Raw genomic sequence first — 17,252 nt, 5'->3', positions numbered from 1 at the left:
TTCCGTCACAGGCTGGACTTCTTTTGGTTCTGGACTTCAGTTGATTGTTGTGTGAAAGCGTGCACATTGCGCTGGGTAAGTGTCGACGAAATTGAACACGGTCATTTCGGCCGACGTAATCGCTAGGGAATGGCGCCTTCCTGCCCAAGCAATGGAGTCCACTGGCAACGCTCTCGGATGTCAGCCAGCGGCTGACGGATGCCCTCGAGGTCGGCTTGCTCTTGGGGATGGGCGTCGAAGTAGTTCTGCACGTCATCGCGGATCTGTTCTTTGGGCCGGTCCTGGAGGCCGGAGTAGAACTCGTTCAGGTCCGGGTGGGTGAACAGATAGGTGGAGAGCGCCGTCGCGACACCAGCTGCCACACCGGCTACGTCCGCAGCTGTGCAGTTGGGCGGGCGAGAGGCCGGATCGGCGGTGGCGTTCCCCGCGGTCGCACATAACAGCGTGCCGGTGACCGCGCCGGCGCCGATTGCACCGATTACCACGCGGCGCAAAATGAATTCTGAGAGGAACATAACCGGCCCCTTCATTTGGCAATGAAACCGGCCGCAACCGATGGCGGCCGTCGACGGGCTCAAGCTAGCAGATATAGACAACTGCTCGTCTGGGATACGCCAAATTGGCCTTCGGGTGAATGCGCAAGGGCGAGACTGCCAACTCCGAGCATCGGTTGCAGCATTGCTGTGCTGCAACGCTTCTCGGGTTTGGAGATGGTGAGCGCCGAGCAGTCGAGCCTCAACGAGGATGGAACGTGTGAACCGGCGCGGTGTGGAAGTGGCCCAGAGCGGTCAATTCGTTCGATTTACGACCGCCCGTACCCCTGCGGGTTCATGTCAACGTAGGCTTATAAGCGCGTGACAGTGCTAACCATCAAGCCGAGGTATTTCGAAAGTTGACCGGTCTCTACCAGCTGCTCGGTGCGATCGCGTTGATCTGTCTGAGTGGGCTTTTCGCGGCGATCGACGCCGCCGTGAGCACCGTCTCGCTGGCCCGTGTGCAGGAGTTGGTGCGCGACAGGCGGCCCGGCGCGGATGCGCTCGCCGAGGTGATGGCTGAACGGCCGCGCTACATCAACCTAGTGGTGCTGCTACGCATCACCTGCGAGATCAACGCGACGGTATTGCTGGTGGTATTCCTCTACGACAACTTCGGCCTGGACTGGGGGTTGTTCGGCGCCTCCGTCACCATGGTGCTAGTCAACTTCGTCGTCATCGGCGTGGGCCCGCGGACTCTCGGCCGTCAGAACGCGTATTCCATCTCGTTGGCGACTGCCCTTCCGCTACAGGTGATTTCGTGGCTATTGATGCCGCTGAGCCGTCTGCTGGTGGTGGTGGGCAACGCGCTCACCCCGGGCCCAGGCCTGCGAAACGGGCCATTCGCGTCCGAAATCGAGTTGCGCGAAGTCGTCGACCTGGCCCAGCAGCGTGGCGTGGTCGCCGCCGACGAACGCCGCATGATCGAGTCGGTCTTCGAACTCGGCGACACCCCGGCCCGCGAGGTAATGGTGCCACGCACCGAGATGGTCTGGATCGAAAGTGACAAGCCGGCCGCCCAAGCCACGACTGTGGCGGTGCGCAGCGGACACTCCCGCATTCCGGTGATCGGCGAGAACGTCGACGACATCGTCGGTGTCGTTTATCTGAAAGACCTTGTCCAGCATACGTTCTTGGCGGCCGACGGTGGCCGGGACACCACGGTGGCCCAGGTGATGCGCCCAGCGGTGTTCGTGCCGGACTCCAAGCCACTCGACGCGCTGCTGCGTGAAATGCAGCGCGATCGCAACCATATGGCGCTGCTGGTCGACGAATATGGGGCAATAGCCGGTCTGGTGAGCATCGAAGATGTGCTGGAGGAAATCGTCGGTGAGATCGCCGACGAGTACGATGAGGCCGAGACGGCGCCGGTCGAGGACTTGGGCGACAAGCGTTTCCGGGTTTCGGCACGGCTTCCCATCGAAGACGTCGGCGAGTTGTACGGCGTGGAATTCGATGAGGATCTCGACGTCGATACGGTGGGCGGTCTGCTTGCTCTGGAATTGGGCCGCGTCCCGCTGCCCGGCGCCGAAGTTGTGTTCCACGGCCTGCGGCTGCACGCCGAAGGCGGCCCCGATCATCGGGGGCGGGTGCGTATCGGCACCGTTCTGCTGAGCCGGGCCGATTCGGAGGGGGACGAACACGATGGTTGAGCCGCTGGATGCCGAGGACGCCAAGCTGGTGGTCCTGGCGCGGACGGCAATGGCGCGCGCCGAAGCGGGCAGCGGCGCCGCCGTCCGTGATGCCGATGGCCGCACGTATGCGGCAGCGCCGGTGAATTTGTCGACGCTGCAGCTGACGGCCCTGCAGGTAGCGGTGGCCGCCGCCGCATCCAGCGGCGCGCGGCAGCTTGAAACCGTGGTGCTGGTCGCCGGGTCCGCGGACGACCCCGGCATTGCCGCGGTACGCGAGCTATCGCCGACGGCGTCGATGATCATCACCGACCGCGCCGGAAACCCGCTATGAATGGTGACTGCTCGACGTGAGTGAATTCCGTTCGGGCTTCGTATGTTTGGTCGGCAGGCCGAACACCGGCAAGTCGACGCTGACCAACGCGCTGGTCGGCGCGAAAGTCGCCATCACCTCGACGAGACCGCAGACAACGCGGCACACCATTCGCGGGATCCTGCACAAAAGCGGGGAATTTCAGATCATTCTGGTCGATACCCCCGGCCTGCACCGGCCTCGCACGCTGCTGGGCAAGCGGCTCAACGACTTGGTCCGCGATACCTACTCCGAAGTTGACGTCATTGGGCTGTGCATCCCGGCCGACGAAGCGATCGGTCCCGGCGACCGCTGGATCCTCGACCAGATCCGGTCCGTCGCCCCGAAGACGACCCTGGTCGTCGTCGTCACCAAGATCGACAAAGTACCCAGGCAGAAGTTGGCCGCGCAGCTGGTTGCGGTTGGCGAACTCCTGGAAAACACCGCCAACTCCGGCGAGATCGTCCCGGTGTCGGCGGCAACCGGTGAACAGGTCGACGTGCTGGTCGACGTGCTGGCGGCGGCCCTGCCCCCCGGGCCGGCGTACTACCCCGACGGTGAGCTGACCGACGAACCCGAGGAGGTCCTGATGGCCGAGTTCATCCGTGAGGCCGCGCTGGAGGGAGTGCGGGACGAGCTGCCGCATTCGCTGGCGGTGGTGATCGACGAGGTCAGTCCGCGGGAGGGGCGTGACGATCTGACCGACGTGCACGCCGTGCTGTACGTGGAACGGCCCAGCCAGAAGGGAATCGTCATCGGCAAGGGTGGGGCCCGGCTGCGTGAAGTGGGGACCGCCGCCCGTGGTCAGATCGAGAAGCTGCTCGGGACCAAGATCTATCTCGACTTGCGTGTCAAAGTCGCAAAGAATTGGCAGCAAGACCCCAAACAGCTTGGCAGGCTAGGGTTTTAGCCCTACCGCTTTAGACATCCCTCGGTAGCGGCGCGCCATTCACCCGCGATGTGCCGGTATTGTTCTCCCACCACACTTTTGGCTGTTTGGTCGCCCAGCCGCAAACCGCCTCCAGCTCGGCGGCCAGCGAGATCAGCAGGCCCTCGCTGTTGGCGGGACCCATCAGCTGCACGCCGATCGGCAGGCCGTCGGAGGTGAACCCCGCCGGCACACTGATCGATGGCCAGCCCAGTACGTTCCACGGCCACGTCAGCGGGCACGCGGCGATCATGGCGCGATCGGTGCCAAAGCCACTCAGCCGGTCGAAGGAGCGCGCCAACGGCGGCGGCTGTGCGGTCGTCGGTGCCAGCACCACGTCGACGATGTCGAAGATCGAGCCCACCCGGCGCTGTTCGGCGGATTCGTGCCGGCGCGCGCTCCGCAGGATCGCCTGCCCCAGTAGTCGACCGGTACGCAGATTCGACAGGGTGCGGCGGTCCCATATGACTTCGTCGCCCAGTCGCTCTTCCCACTCCACCAACCCCGCGGTGGACCGGGTGAGAAAGTCCCACGACAAGCGCAGGCCATAGTCCGGGTTGCCCGACACCACATTGTGGCCGAGCAACTCGAGCTGTTTGCCCATCTGTTCGGTTGCCGCCAGAATCTCCGGATGCAGCTTGGCCCGAAAAGCGGTGTAAGGGAACCGGGTTGACAGCGCGATAGTCAAGGGACCGGGCGCGATGCCTACGTAGTCGGACGCGGTCAGCGGGGGCGGCTTGTGCCGATCGCCTTCCACGTTGCCGGAAGCCGCGTCGAGCACCAGCGCCGCATCTGCCACCGTGCGGGCCAGCACACCGTTGACGGTGATCCCGTTGAATGCTTCCGGCAACGGCCAGGTCGAGATCCGGCCACGCTGCGGCTTGATACCAACCAGGTGCGTCCACGCGGCAGGGATGCGGACGCTGCCTGCACCATCGGAGCCGATAGCTGCCGTGACCAGGCCCGCGGCCACCGCGGCGGCGCTGCCGCCCGACGATCCGCCCGGCGTATGGCGACGCGACCACGGGTTGCGGGTGTGTCCGAAGGCGGGACCGCTGGTGAACGGCCATTGGCCCAGTTCACAGGTGTTGGTCTTGCCGACGATCACCGCACCGGCGGCGCGCAGGCGACGAACCACCTCGGCGTCCTGGGTGGCGGGCTCGACATAGCCTTCGGTGCCGAAGGCGGTGGGGACTCCAGCAACGTCCACGTCGTCCTTGACCGCGATCGGGATGCCCAGCAGCGGCGCCGTCACACCGGCGGCCCGGCGCCGGTCCGCCTCCAGCGCGTCGGCCAGCGCGGACTCGGTCAGAACCACGCGAAAAGCGTTCAATGTGGGCTGGCTCATCCTGATGGCATGCAGGGAACGCTGCACCAGCTGTTGGGAGGTGACGGCGCGAGTGGCCAGCTGGTAGAGCAGGTCAGTCAGGGTGGGCAGCCGCTGGTAACCGGATCCGGAAGCGGACCCAGAAACGGAGCCAGAAGCGCCAATCACGGGGTACGAGACTATCGGCGCGGATACCCGCAATGTCGCGGTGGGGTGCAAAAATATTGTGATGCGGCTGTATCGAGACCGGGCTGTTGTGCTGCGTCAGCACAAGCTTGGCGAAGCCGACCGGATCGTCACCTTGTTGACCCGCGATCACGGGCTGGTGCGGGCGGTGGCCAAAGGCGTTCGTCGCACCCGCAGCAAATTCGGTGCACGGCTGGAGCCGTTTGCGCATATCGACGCGCAACTGCATCCCGGCCGCAACCTCGACATTGTCACCCAGGTCGTCTCCATCGACGCGTTCGCCACCGACATCGTCAGCGACTATGCCCGGTACACCTGCGGCTGCGCGATGCTGGAAACCGCCGAACGCCTCGCCGGCGAGGAGCGGGCGCCTGCCCCGGCTCTACACCGGCTCACGGTGAGCGCATTGCGGGCGGTGGCTGACGGAAGCCGGCCCCGCGAGCTGTTGTTGGACGCCTACCTACTGCGTGCGATGGGCATCGCCGGATGGGCGCCGGCGCTGACCGAATGCGCCCGCTGTGCCACACCCGGCCCACATCGGGCGTTTCACATCGCCGCCGGCGGCAGCGTCTGCGCGCACTGCCGTCCAGCAGGTTCGACGACACCGCCGCCGGGCGTGCTGGAGCTGATGTCAGCGCTGTACGACGGTGATTGGGAGGCCGCCCGACAGACACCGCAATCCCACCGCAGCCAGGTCAGCGGGTTGGTGGCCGCGCACCTGCAATGGCATCTGGAACGGCAGCTCAAAACATTGCCACTGGTGGAGCGGACGTATCAGGCGGATCGCACCATCGCCGACCGGCGCGCAGCCCGGAACGAGCTGGACGTCAGACAGGATATGGCCTGTGGCTAGGACCGGACGCAAGCTGACTTCCAGCGACTTTCCGCAGCTGCCTCCGGCTCCCGACAACTACCCGACCTTTCCCGACAAGTCGACCTGGCCAGTCGTGTTCCCTGCACTGCCGCCCTCTCCCGACGGCGGTCCAAGCCGACCGCCGCAACATCCGTCGAAAGCCGCCGCGCCGCGAATTCCGCGCGAGCGGCTACCGGCTCATGTGGCCATCGTGATGGACGGCAACGGCCGCTGGGCCACCCAGCGTGGCATGGCCCGCACCGAGGGTCACCAGGCAGGCGAGGCGGTAGTGATCGACATTGTTTGCGGCGCAATCGAACTCGGGATCAAGTGGCTCAGCCTGTACGCCTTCTCCACCGAAAACTGGAAGCGTTCGCCCGAGGAGGTCCGTTTTCTGATGGGCTTCAACCGCGACGTCGTGCGGCTGCGCCGCAAGAACCTCAACACGATTGGGGTCCGGATCCGGTGGGTGGGGGCGCGGCCACGGCTGTGGCGCAGTGTCATCAATGAATTGGCGATCGCGCAGGAGATGACGCGAAACAACGATGTCATCACGGTCAACTACTGCGTGAACTACGGTGGCCGCACCGAAATCGCGGAAGCCGCGCGGGATATCGCTCGTTTGGTAGAGGCAGGCAAGTTCAACCCGGACCGGATCACGGAGTCGACGATCGCCCGTCATCTGCAGTGGCCCGACATCCCGGATGTGGATCTTTTGCTGCGAACCTCGGGGGAGCAGCGGTCGAGCAATTTCATGTTGTGGCAGGCGGCATACGCTGAATACATATTCCAGGACAAGTTGTGGCCCGACTATGACCGCCGCGATCTGTGGGCGGCCTGCGAGGAGTACGCGTCTCGCAACCGACGGTTCGGGAGCGCCTAATGCCGTCCCTGCAGGAGCGTCTGGCCTCGGTCCTTCGCGACGTTCTGCCCGTCGAGGAGGAATCCGACGGCGCGTTGACGGTGCGACATGACGGTACATTCGCGTCGCTGCGGGTGGTCAACATTGCCGAGGACCTCGACTTGGTGTCATTGACCCAGATATTGGCGTGGGACTTGCCGCTGACCAAGAAGCTCAGCGAACAAGTGGCCCACCAGGCGCGCGAATCCAACCTCGGCACGGTGACGCTGGTAGAGAAGATCAACGAGAAGGCCGTGCAGCGCAACTCCGGCAAGAGTGCGGCCAAGATCGCCGACGTGATGCTGCGATACAACTTTCCCGGCGCCGGCTTGACCGACGAAGCGCTGCGTACCATGATCCTGCTGGTGCTGGACACCGGCGCTCAGGTGCGTCGGACGCTGACTGGCTAAGACACCGCCGCTTCAGCGGCCGGATGAGCGGTGTCCTGCCCGCCGGTCTGCAGCAGCGAGCGCAGCAGGTCGTGATCGTAGTCGGCCGGTCGGGTCGAGTCGATGAATCGTTCGATGACCGCGACGAACCGATCCGGGTGGTCACTGAACGGCATGTGCCCGGACTTCTCGAAGATCTCCAGGCGCGAGCCAGGCATTGCCGCGTGCGCGATGTGGGCGTGGTCGACCGGAATCACGGAGTCCTCTGCGCCCCAAATCACTTGCACCGGAATAGATTGCACCAGATAGCTTCGATCCAGCATGGTGACGAACTGGCCGCGTGCATCGACCACCGACCGCAGGGTGCGCGCGAACGCCGACAACGCGCGGGGTTCCTGCAAATTCTCCAGCACCCCCACGATGTTCGCCGCATCGCGCCCGAACCTGGTGGAACGCAGTACATTTCCGACAAAGCGGCCAAAGAGTCGCATCGCGGGCAAAGCGCCGGGCAGGCGCAGCAGCGCGTCGCTGGCCACAGGCAGTGCCGCCAACCGCAGTGCGACGCTGACGTCCTTGGCGACGCCGCCGGCACTTACCAGCACGGTGCGCTCGACCAGATGCGGGTACTGATAGGCGAATTGCATCGCAACTCCGCCACCAAATGAATGTCCGACGACGGTGACGCGGTCGATACCAAGCGCGCCGAGCAGGTCGCGCATGCCGTTTGCGAAGGCCGGCAAGGAATAGTCGGCGCGCGGTTTGTCAGATTCGCCGTGGCCCAGCAGATCCGGCGCGATGACGGTAAAGCGTTGCGCAAGTTTGGCGTGCACTGGCTCCCATGACGCGGAGTTGGCGCCGACGCCGTGGATCAGCAGCAGAGCCGGCCCGGACCCGGCCACCCGAAAGGCGCGGCGGTAACCGTGGATCGTGCGGAATTGCAGCGACGGAGGTTCCACGTCGCGGACCGGCCGCAGGTGCGGCGATGGATGGTTCCGCATCGTGTTCTCACTTCGCTCAAGTGGGCTCTCGTTAAAGCTTCTGGAACGCTTTTCCAGGAGCGTCATCGGAAGAGTCGCAGCATGGGCTTGGCGAGTTCTTGAAGGATTCTTGACACAGAAGGTGTCGGAAACTGCCGCGGCGATCTAATCGGTCTCCGCAAGAGTCGGTCGGCCCTGTGCAGAAGGGTGCAACGCCGAGTCGGGTCATCCATCCTCGTCGTGGTAGCACAAGTAGCACTTGTGCTACAACCGGGGAACGATGCAGAGGGTTGGATTACGCGAACTCCGGCAGAATGCTTCCGAACTCGTGCGACGCGCCGAAGAGGGCGAGGAGATCACCATCACCGTGGCCGGCCGCCCGGGAGCCCGCCTCGTTCCGGCGGCCCCTCGGACCTGGAGGCGATGGGACGATGTGGCCGAACTGTTCGCCGGGCCGGCAGACCTTGCCTGGGAGGCCGACCGCGAGGCAATCGCTGACGATGTACGCCACCCCTGGGCAACGGAATGAGGGCGATCCTCGACACCAGCGTGGTCATCGCGACGGACCTCGAGCCGCTTGAAGGTGAACTGGCCATCAGCGCAATCACCTTGGCGGAACTCCACTTTGGAGCCCTCGCGGCCAAACAGCAGAAGGTGCGCTCCGAGCGGCTGCGACGTCTGCTGATTGTCCAGCGCAAGTTCGACGCGTTGCCGTTGGATGACGTTGTGGCGGTTAGCTATGGCCAGCTGGCGGCAGCGGTAGTCGACGCCGGACGCCAGCCGCAAGCACGCTCGACGGACCTGTTGATAGCGGCCACCGCGCACGCCGACTCAGCCCTGCTCTATACCCGCAACTCCGTCGACTTCGGCGGCCTCGAGGGCTTGGTCGACGTCGTAACAGTCTGAGCTAGGCCGTCAGCGCGTCAGGATACGCATTCCGAGCAGGTACCGAAGATCTCGATGGTGTGGCTGACGTCAGAGAATCCGTGTTTGGTGGCCACTTCGGCGGCCCATGTCTCGACCTCGTGGTCACCCACCTCGATGGTGGAACCGCAGTTGCGACACACCAGATGGTGGTGATGGTGTTCCGAGCACCTGCGATAGACGGATTCGCCCGTATCGGTGCGCAGCGTATCGACCATTCCGGCCGCCGCCATCGATTGCAGCGTCCGATAGACGGTGGTCAGCCCGATGTTCTCACCGCGACGACGCAACTCGTCGTGTATTTCCTGGGCCGAGCGGAAGTCGTCGAGGGTCTCCAGCAGTGTCGAAACCGCTGCTCGCTGACGGGTGGAGCGGGCGCCCTCGCTAGTGCGGGTCATTGACGCCGCTCCTCCTCATCGCTGCGTCCCCCTCGCCGCTGCACGGCGCGGGTCATGGGGCGTCCTCGCCGGCATGGGCGACCGCGTCGACGACGATGTGCGCAAGGTGATGGTCGGCCAGCCGATAGAGCACTTCGCGGCCGGAGCGCTCGCCGGCGACCACGCCCGCCGCCTTGAGGATCTTCAGATGCTGGCTGACCAGCGGCTGTGGCACGCCAAGCGCGTCGACCAGCTCGTGCACGCAGCGTTGGGATTCGCGCAATTGCAGCACGATGGCGATCCGCACGGGTGCGGCCAGCGCGCGCAGCAACTCGCCGGCGGCGTCGAGAATCTCCCTCGGCGGCGGCGCGGGGTACTCGGTGAATCCGCCGTCCGTGTGCTCGTGGGCGCCCACCAGATCGGAGGCCTCACTCGAGGCGTCTTCAGCGGTCGGCGTTGAGGAGGACGTCACCATATCGGAGTCATCACCTCGAGAAGTGCCAGATTGATACGAGTCTGCGGCTGACTTCCACTGTCACATGCATGACCACGCATGTCAAAGACGACACCGCCTATCGCTACCATGACTCATGCTTTGCGCGGCGCGGTTCGCTGCGGCATGTGCCTGCCCAAATCCCAGAAGGGACCAGAAAGGAGTGACTACCCCGTGGCGTCCGTCATCGACACCGTAGTCAACCTGGCCAAACGGCGCGGCTTCGTCTTTCCTTCGGGTGAAATCTACGGCGGCACAAAGTCGGCGTGGGACTACGGTCCGCTGGGCGTGGAGCTCAAGGAGAACATCAAACGGCAGTGGTGGCGCTCGGTGGTCACCGGCCGCGACGACGTGGTGGGAATCGATTCGTCGATCATCCTGCCGCGGCAGGTCTGGGTGGCCTCCGGCCATGTCGAGGTGTTTCACGACCCGCTGGTCGAGTCGTTGATCACGCACAAGCGCTATCGGGCCGACCACCTCATCGAGGCCTATGAAGCCAAACACGGGCAGCCGCCGCCCAACGGGCTGGCCGATATTCGCGACCCGGACACCGGCGAACCCGGCCAGTGGACCGAACCGCGCGAGTTCAACATGATGCTCAAGACCTATCTCGGGCCCATCGAAACCGAGGAGGGGCTGCATTATCTGCGACCCGAGACCGCCCAGGGCATCTTCGTCAACTTCGCCAACGTGGTCACGACCGCTCGCAAGAAGCCGCCGTTCGGTATCGGGCAGATCGGCAAAAGCTTCCGCAACGAGATCACGCCGGGCAACTTCATTTTCCGCACGCGCGAGTTCGAGCAAATGGAAATGGAGTTCTTCGTCGACCCGGCGACGGCCAAAGAATGGCATCAGTATTGGATCGACAACCGACTGCAGTGGTATGTCGATCTCGGGATCGATCCGGAGAACCTGCGGCTGTTCGAACACCCGAAGGACAAGTTGTCGCACTACTCCGACCGCACCGTCGACATCGAGTACAAATTCGGCTTCGTGGGCAACCCGTGGGGCGAGCTGGAAGGCGTCGCCAATCGGACCGATTTCGATTTGTCAACGCACAGCGAGCATTCCGGCGTCGACCTGTCATTTTACGACCAGGTCGCTGACACTCGTTACACGCCGTACGTCATCGAACCCGCAGCCGGTCTGACCCGGTCGTTCATGGCGTTCTTGATCGACGCCTACACCGAGGACGAAGCGCCGAACGCCAAAGGCGGGATGGACAAGCGGTCGGTGCTTCGGCTGGACCCGCGACTGGCACCGGTCAAGGCCGCCGTGTTGCCACTGTCGCGGCATGCCGACTTGAGCCCCAAGGCCCGCGACCTGGCCGCTGAATTGCGGAAATGCTGGAACATCGATTTCGACGACGCCGGCGCGATCGGGCGGCGCTATCGGCGCCAGGACGAGATCGGTACGCCGTACTGCGTGACGGTGGATTTCGAATCACTCGAGGATCATGCGGCCACGGTGCGCGAGCGTGACGCGATGACGCAGGAGCGCATCCCGATGAGCGACGTCGCCGACTACCTGGCGGTGCGCCTCAAGGGCAGCTAGTACCGCACCTGCGAGCGGACGCAAAAGCTCCCGCATCCGGTCCTACTGACCGTTCCGTGGGCCTGAGGCTCCTCCTGGAAGAGTGGGCGGGTGACCACCGGGGGGAGCATGGCTGCCGGTTAAGCGTCCGTCGCCCATTCGTTCCGATGGCGCCTTGCTCGGTTCGTCGCCGGCTGTCACGTTATGCACGTTGTGTTCTTCGTCCTCCTCTATGACGGCGGCCTCACCTCGCGCCAGCATCACCGTGGAGACGATCACCAGCGCCGTTATCGCTGCCAGCAAAGCCCATTCCGGGCCACTTTCCAGTCGCAGCGTCTCCTTGAGCACAGCGACACCCAGTATCACGGCCACGATGGGTCTTAGGACGATCATCGTCGGCAGGGAGGCGGTCAGCGAGCCGGCGCGGAACGCTGACTGCTGAAAGATCGTCCCGGACACCCCGGCGAGGATCCAGACGTAGAACTCCCAGGTATGGAGCAAGTGGTGGCCGCCGTGATGAATCACTTGTACAATGCCCTTGGTCAGCACGACGAACACCGCCATCGACGCTCCGTTCACTGCCGCCAGCAGCACCGCCGACGCCGGACGGCCTTTCAAAAGGCGGGCCCCCAGCACGCACAGCACCAGTGTCGGACCCAACACCACGGCCGCGATGAGCCAGTCACTCACCGCGCCCCGGGGCACGCCGACGGTCGGATCCCCGACCTTGATGAGCAGCGCCAACGCCGCGGCCAGCACGACCGCCCACACCCACTCCGAGCGGGTGATGGGATGGCCGCTCACCCGTGCATAGATGGGCAATGCGAACAGCAACAATGTCACCTGCAGGCAGGTGACCAGCATGACCGAACCGTGGTCCAGCGCTATAGCAATGAATATGTTGCTGGCGACGTCCCCGAGACCGCCCAGCCACCAGTTGCGGTTGCGCACCAGCATGCTGAACAGCGTCAGGTGCCCAACTTCACCCTCGGTGACCGTATGAGCGGACCGCTGACGGATCACATTTCCGATCGCGGCCGACAGCGCGCCGAGCAGGGCCAAGATTGCGGGGATGATCTCCGTCTTCAACATGGTTGCCCTCCTTGCCGCACCGGCTCAAAGGCCTTGTCCAACATCCAGTCTTGCGGACTCCGCCAGTCCAAGTTCACAGTTAGGCCCGGGATCATGACAGCGCGGCCATCACCGCTTTGTCTACCTCCAGATCGGAGACCGTTGCATTCGCGCGGCGAAACCCTTCCTCGACGTAATCGGGGGGCTGGAGCCCGGGCCACACGGCGCACAGGCCGATAAAGTCCCACGCGTCGAAAACGAAGAATCGGTAGGCCTGCCACGCCTCGTCAAACGTCGGAGGGTCGGTCAAGCCGTATTCCCGCAGGGTCGACAGGTAAAGCCTGATCAGGTCTTCCTGATGCTGCCTGCGCAGCTCGATCGGCAGCGAATGCGTGAAGAAGTAGCTGATTTCGCGGATTCCGGGTCCACGCTGGATCAGCTGCCAGTCGAGGAGCCCGCTTCGCCCGTCCGGAAGGCCGTAGGTGTTGCCCGCATGCCCGTCGCCGTGCAGCACGGTCTGCGGACCAATCTTCCACTTCGCGTGCAGCGCATGATCGTTGCGGTTGACGAATTCGGCCATGCGTCGCACCGACGGCGGCAGTTCGTACTCCTCGGAAGCGAGTAGTTTCTTGCGCATGCGGCGAAACTGCCAGAGCATGACGGCAAATCCAGGCCGCTGCCTCTCCGACGCGATCCAGCTGAGGTCATTGTCCAGACGCGGGCTGTCCCAGAACGCTGCGTGCAGGTGGCCCAAAGCGCGCACGATGCCCTCCGCGTAGGGCAGGTCGAGCGCGGCAGGGCTCTCGAGAAAGGTTGCCCCGGCGCCGACGAGGTCCTCCAACAGGAGCAGATAACGGGCACCATGGCCCGCGTGGCACGCGTACACCTGCGGCGCGACGTCGTCCCCGAGTCCTGGGCGGATCGCGTCGTAGAACCGGACTTCGTTCATCGCCATATCGAGGGCGGCCACCATCGCACGGTTCTTCGCTGACAACGGCGTCGACTTGACGAACACGCTCGCGGGCAGCCCGGCATCCTGGCCGGCCGCGTTCCACTCGACGGCCAGACGTCGCCGGTCAGTCAGCCCTGACGTGCCCTCCATGGTCTCGACGCGAAGCGCGACGGCGTCCGGCACGCGCTGACCGAATACGGCCGTTATCCACGTCGCGTCGACGCCCGCCGCCCACTCGGGCTTCGGCGCCGGCACCCACGGCGACAACGCGAGCACGGATTCTGCGATCGCCCGACCTGACCTGATCAGATTCACTATTTCTCCTCTGCTGGCCCGCACCCCCCGGCTGCAACAAGCCGTCGAGGAGGATCCCATAGCCGTCTTGAAGGATTCTTGGAACGACGCACGGACCCCCGCGGCCGGCGCAACCGGGCAGAGTCCGAAATACCTAGGTTTCGGCAGCTTTCGCGACTGCGCGCGATGCTTAAAATCGGCCGCCACCGCCCATGAAACCGCCTCCGGATGAGTTGCGTGACGAGCCACCGAATGATGTGGGGCTCCAGCCAAAGCCGCCCCGCATGCCTCCGCTCAGCAGGTCACTGATGATGATCCCGCCGATCAGCGCGCCGGTGTCGTCTCCGCTGCGGCGGCTATAGGCGCGCTCAGCCGATTCCACGTCCGCATTGGCCAGCGCCTGCACGTGAGCGGCCAGCGTCGACGCCGCGTTAGCGTGGGCAATCGCCTCGGTCGCATTAGTCGTTCTCAGGTCATGCGCGGCTTGGAGGTGCCGTTTCGCCTCCGACAGCCGGGTGCGCGCCTCGGACCCGATGCTGCCGCGACGGGTGTCGATGTACTCCGACACTCCACGCGCCCGCGATTCCGCGGTGAACAACGCCTGTTCGAGCGAACGGTTGAGACGGTCGGCGGCCGCCTGCTCTTCGGCCAGGGTGGTCAGCACCCGGTTGAGTTCCGCATCGGCCTTGGTCAACCGCACAAAGGTGCCCAACGGATCGGCGGAACCGGTGCCACGAGCGGTGTCGACGGCTCTGGTTGCGACATCGCGGGCCGCGACCAGTTCTCCGGTATGCGCCGACTTGGATTTCGGGCTCTGCTGCAGATGCTCGTTGGCGTGCGTGATAGCCGTCTGGATATCGCTCATGACCGACGGCAGCGAAGCGACGGCGTGCCGGATGTCGCTGGCCGCACTGTCCACCGCATCGAACAGCGAACGCGCTTGCCCGAGCGCCGACTCGGCAGCACGAACCGCATCGACCAAATCGCTCTGTCGCCCGCTCTCCACGTGCGCGGTCAGAGCGCGGGCCGCACCGATGTTCTTGTCGGCGAACGCCAGACGCTCCTTGCCGGTCGAGATATTGCCCGAGACCGAAGTCAAAGCGGCGGTGTCGAATTCGTTGTGCAGATCGGCCAGCCGCTGTTCCGTCGGGGTGATGCGGGAGGTCAGTTCGACATACTGCTGAGTCAGCCCGTCGAGCCGCGACGGGGCGTTGATCACCAAATCCCGTAGCTGCTCGAAGGATTCGGTCTGCGACTCCAGTTCGCGATCAGCCGTTGCCGCGGACACGATCACCCGGGTGAGCAACTCGCGTCGCTGCGCCGACGTCTCAGGAATGGCGTCGTCGAGTTGTTGGCGCACGGTGAACGCTTGCGACAGAGCGGCTTTGGCGTTGTTGACCGCGTTGGTGAAGGGTTCGGTGCGCTCTTGGCCGAACTCCTCGATCGCCAGCGTGAGCTCATTAGAGCTGGTGCGTACCGCATTGTCGACGTCCACCACCATCAACCGGGACAGGTCGTCCAACGCCTCGAGGGGGACGGCGGCCAGCGCGGTCGCGTCGGTGGGGTCGACTCGCCGGGCGGCTGCCAGCGCAGCGGCGCGGCGGCGCCGGTTCCGATAGCGCATAACGATCAGCAAGACCACTACCACGACGACGATCACGCCCAACACGATCAGCAGCAACACCCGGCCTGAGGAACTCGGTGCCTGGTTGAGCCCGTTGGCGGCGGCAACTGCCGCGCCGCTCCAATTGCCGTCGCGCAGGGCGGGTTCGATTTGCGTGTGCCGCAGGGCTTCGACCTGACCGGCGTTGACGCTGTGCACCTCGGTCGACACCAGAAATGCATACGCCCTGCTGGTGGTGGCCACGGCCAGCAGTGCGTCGTATCCGTGCAAGTCGCTGGCGCTGTACGTGCGCTTGGCCCAGGCCTCCGCGGGCAGCTCGGAGAAGTTGTCGACGTAGACCACCCATAGCCTGACGTGGCGCTCGGCATAGAGCTTGTCGACGGCGGATTTCACCTCGGCGCGGCCCGATTCGGACAGCACGCCGGCGTTGTCGGTGATGTAGCCCGGAAGCCGGAACGGTGGTTGCGCGCCGGCGGGCGGTGTGAGCAGCACGGTCCCGGTAAGACTCACAGCCAGCATCGCCAGGACCACGCCGAGCAGGCGAGCAATGCGCATACGCCAATGTAGCTCTGCACCGATGCGCGCCAACTCTTTGTCGGCGCGTTCGACGACCGCCCTGGCAGACTGTACGTCGGTGACCACGAATCGGGACGACCCCTACGACGACTTCGACCGTCAGCGGCGGGTAACCGAAGCGCCGAAGACTGCGGGTCTGCCGGGGACGGAAGGCCAGCACCGCACCGACTTCGCCCGCGACCGGGCCCGCGTCCTGCACAGCGCCGCGCTGCGTCGGCTGGCCGACAAAACCCAGGTGGTCGGTCCCCGGGAAGGTGACACTCCGCGTACCCGGCTGACCCATTCGCTGGAGGTGGCCCAGATCGGGCGGGGCATGGCGGTCGCGCTGGGTTGCGACCTCGACCTCGTCGAACTGGCCGGCCTGGCGCACGACATCGGCCACCCTCCGTATGGGCACAACGGCGAGGCGGCGCTCAATGAGGTTGCCGCCGAGTGCGGCGGCTTCGAAGGCAATGCGCAGAACTTCCGGATTCTCACCAGCCTTGAACCGAAAGTGTTTGACGGGCAAGGGGATAGCGCAGGGCTGAACCTGACTCGGGCAGCCCTGGACGCGGTCACCAAATACCCGTGGCTGCGTGGTCAGGGGCATGACAAGTTCGGGTTCTACGACGACGACCGCGATGCGGCGGCGTGGATGCGTCAGGAGGCGCCGGCGGATCGGGCTTGCCTGGAAGCACAGGTGATGGATTGGGCCGACGATGTCGCCTATTCGGTGCACGATGTCGAGGACGGCGTCGTCTCCGAACGCATCGACTTGCGCGTGCTCGCCGACGACGACGAGGCGGCGGTATTGGCCAAGCTGGGCGAGCGTCAGTACTCCCGGGTGGGTTCTGACGAGTTGATGGCCGCCGCCCGGCGGCTGTCGAAGCTGCCCGTGGTGGCCGCTGTCGGCAAGTACGACGCCACGCTGGCGGCGGCCGTCGCGCTCAAGCGGTTGACCAGTGAGCTGGTGGGCCGGTTCGTGTCGGCCGCGATTGCGAGCACGCGTGCGGCGGCCGGGCCAGGTCCGTTGGTGCGCTACCAGGCCGACCTGCAAGTGCCCGACCTGGTGCGCGCCGAGGTTGCCGTTCTGAAAACCCTTGCGCTGCAATTCATTATGTCTGACCCGCGGCATCTGGACACTCAGGCGCGTCAGCGTGATCGGATCCACCGGGTAGCCCACTGGCTGTACGCTGGGGCGCCCCGAACACTCGACCCGATCTATGCCGCGGCGTTCACCGTCGCGCCCGACGACGACGCCCGGCGGCGGGTGATCGTCGACCAGATCGCCTCGTATACCGAAGGCAGGCTGGAGCGTATCGACGCCCGCCGCGCTGACCTCTAGCGAATCG

The 17,252-nt window shown here is 65.0% G+C and carries 18 protein-coding genes; 10 read left to right on the top strand and 8 right to left on the bottom strand.

Going from position 1 to position 17,252, the window contains the following annotated elements:
* Positions 1-122 precede the first annotated feature (122 nt).
* Positions 123-515 (bottom strand): hemophore-related protein, encoded by a 393-nt coding sequence (locus AC5Y21_RS14075; RefSeq protein ID WP_499913064.1) that lies wholly within the window; start codon positions 513-515, stop codon positions 123-125.
* A 377-nt stretch (positions 516-892) separates the two neighbouring features.
* On the opposite strand from AC5Y21_RS14075, the gene AC5Y21_RS14070 reads away from it, so the two are divergent.
* Genes AC5Y21_RS14070 through era form a run of 3 tightly spaced genes read left to right on the top strand, consistent with a single transcriptional unit; the run spans position 893 to position 3,426 of the window.
* A complete protein-coding gene (locus AC5Y21_RS14070; RefSeq protein WP_499913063.1) occupies positions 893-2,185 on the top strand; it encodes a hemolysin family protein in 1,293 nt (430 codons plus the stop codon).
* Complete coding sequence (locus tag AC5Y21_RS14065) at positions 2,178-2,498, top strand: cytidine deaminase-like protein (protein ID WP_499913062.1); 321 nt, start codon at positions 2,178-2,180, stop codon at positions 2,496-2,498. Before AC5Y21_RS14070 ends, AC5Y21_RS14065 begins: the two co-directional genes overlap by 8 nt.
* A 16-nt stretch (positions 2,499-2,514) precedes the next feature.
* On the top strand, positions 2,515-3,426 hold the full coding sequence (gene era / locus AC5Y21_RS14060) for a GTPase Era (protein ID WP_499913061.1): 912 nt from the start codon (positions 2,515-2,517) through the stop codon (positions 3,424-3,426).
* Between the two features lie 10 nt (positions 3,427-3,436).
* Here era and AC5Y21_RS14055 read toward each other — a convergent pair whose 3' ends face one another.
* Positions 3,437-4,939: an amidase gene (locus tag AC5Y21_RS14055; RefSeq protein WP_499913060.1), complete on the bottom strand. Its 1,503-nt coding sequence runs from the start codon at positions 4,937-4,939 to the stop codon at positions 3,437-3,439.
* Between the two features lie 61 nt (positions 4,940-5,000).
* On the opposite strand from AC5Y21_RS14055, the gene recO reads away from it, so the two are divergent.
* From recO to AC5Y21_RS14040, 3 genes are read left to right on the top strand one after another with little or no spacing between them, the layout of a single operon-like run.
* The gene (gene recO / locus AC5Y21_RS14050) at positions 5,001-5,810 is read left to right on the top strand and encodes a DNA repair protein RecO (RefSeq protein WP_499913059.1); all 810 of its coding nucleotides are present in this window, start codon (positions 5,001-5,003) and stop codon (positions 5,808-5,810) included.
* Positions 5,803-6,693 carry a decaprenyl diphosphate synthase gene (locus AC5Y21_RS14045; protein WP_499913058.1) on the top strand — a complete coding sequence of 297 codons (891 nt, stop codon included), beginning with the start codon at positions 5,803-5,805 and terminating at the stop codon, positions 6,691-6,693. Before recO ends, AC5Y21_RS14045 begins: the two co-directional genes overlap by 8 nt.
* Positions 6,693-7,121 carry a hypothetical protein gene (locus AC5Y21_RS14040; RefSeq protein WP_499913057.1) on the top strand — a complete coding sequence of 143 codons (429 nt, stop codon included), beginning with the start codon at positions 6,693-6,695 and terminating at the stop codon, positions 7,119-7,121. Before AC5Y21_RS14045 ends, AC5Y21_RS14040 begins: the two co-directional genes overlap by 1 nt.
* Here the strand turns inward: AC5Y21_RS14040 and AC5Y21_RS14035 are convergent.
* Positions 7,118-8,098, bottom strand: coding sequence for an alpha/beta fold hydrolase (locus AC5Y21_RS14035; protein WP_499913056.1), 981 nt, complete (start codon positions 8,096-8,098; stop codon positions 7,118-7,120). The two genes, AC5Y21_RS14040 and AC5Y21_RS14035, sit on opposite strands and share 4 nt — an antisense overlap.
* Before the next feature lie 259 nt (positions 8,099-8,357).
* Between AC5Y21_RS14035 and AC5Y21_RS14030 the strand changes: the two genes are divergently transcribed.
* Positions 8,358-8,606, top strand: coding sequence for a type II toxin-antitoxin system Phd/YefM family antitoxin (locus AC5Y21_RS14030; protein ID WP_499913055.1), 249 nt, complete (start codon positions 8,358-8,360; stop codon positions 8,604-8,606).
* Positions 8,603-8,983 carry a type II toxin-antitoxin system VapC family toxin gene (locus tag AC5Y21_RS14025; RefSeq protein ID WP_499913054.1) on the top strand — a complete coding sequence of 127 codons (381 nt, stop codon included), beginning with the start codon at positions 8,603-8,605 and terminating at the stop codon, positions 8,981-8,983. Before AC5Y21_RS14030 ends, AC5Y21_RS14025 begins: the two co-directional genes overlap by 4 nt.
* Before the next feature lie 17 nt (positions 8,984-9,000).
* On the opposite strand, the gene AC5Y21_RS14020 is transcribed toward AC5Y21_RS14025, so the two are convergent.
* Complete coding sequence (locus AC5Y21_RS14020) at positions 9,001-9,399, bottom strand: Fur family transcriptional regulator (RefSeq protein WP_499913053.1); 399 nt, start codon at positions 9,397-9,399, stop codon at positions 9,001-9,003.
* 52 nt (positions 9,400-9,451) lie between these two features.
* Complete coding sequence (locus AC5Y21_RS14015) at positions 9,452-9,853, bottom strand: ArsR/SmtB family transcription factor (protein WP_499913052.1); 402 nt, start codon at positions 9,851-9,853, stop codon at positions 9,452-9,454.
* A 144-nt stretch (positions 9,854-9,997) separates the two neighbouring features.
* On the opposite strand from AC5Y21_RS14015, the gene AC5Y21_RS14010 reads away from it, so the two are divergent.
* The gene (locus AC5Y21_RS14010; protein WP_499913142.1) at positions 9,998-11,425 is read left to right on the top strand and encodes a glycine--tRNA ligase; all 1,428 of its coding nucleotides are present in this window, start codon (positions 9,998-10,000) and stop codon (positions 11,423-11,425) included.
* A 42-nt stretch (positions 11,426-11,467) separates the two neighbouring features.
* On the opposite strand, the gene AC5Y21_RS14005 is transcribed toward AC5Y21_RS14010, so the two are convergent.
* From AC5Y21_RS14005 to AC5Y21_RS13995, 3 genes are all read right to left on the bottom strand, one after another.
* Entirely contained in the window at positions 11,468-12,496 is a 1,029-nt protein-coding gene (locus AC5Y21_RS14005) for a DMT family transporter (RefSeq protein WP_499913051.1), read from the bottom strand.
* Positions 12,497-12,587: 91 nt separating this feature from the next.
* Positions 12,588-13,703, bottom strand: coding sequence for a phosphotransferase (locus AC5Y21_RS14000; RefSeq protein ID WP_499913050.1), 1,116 nt, complete (start codon positions 13,701-13,703; stop codon positions 12,588-12,590).
* A 208-nt stretch (positions 13,704-13,911) separates the two neighbouring features.
* The gene (locus AC5Y21_RS13995) at positions 13,912-15,900 is read right to left on the bottom strand and encodes a TPM domain-containing protein (protein ID WP_499913141.1); all 1,989 of its coding nucleotides are present in this window, start codon (positions 15,898-15,900) and stop codon (positions 13,912-13,914) included.
* Positions 15,901-15,979: 79 nt separating this feature from the next.
* Between AC5Y21_RS13995 and AC5Y21_RS13990 the strand changes: the two genes are divergently transcribed.
* Positions 15,980-17,245 carry a deoxyguanosinetriphosphate triphosphohydrolase gene (locus tag AC5Y21_RS13990; RefSeq protein ID WP_499913049.1) on the top strand — a complete coding sequence of 422 codons (1,266 nt, stop codon included), beginning with the start codon at positions 15,980-15,982 and terminating at the stop codon, positions 17,243-17,245.
* Positions 17,246-17,252 lie beyond the last annotated feature (7 nt).

Source organism: Mycobacterium sp. NGS41, assembly GCF_059812725.1.
This window is presented reverse-complemented; position numbering and strand designations above follow the sequence as displayed.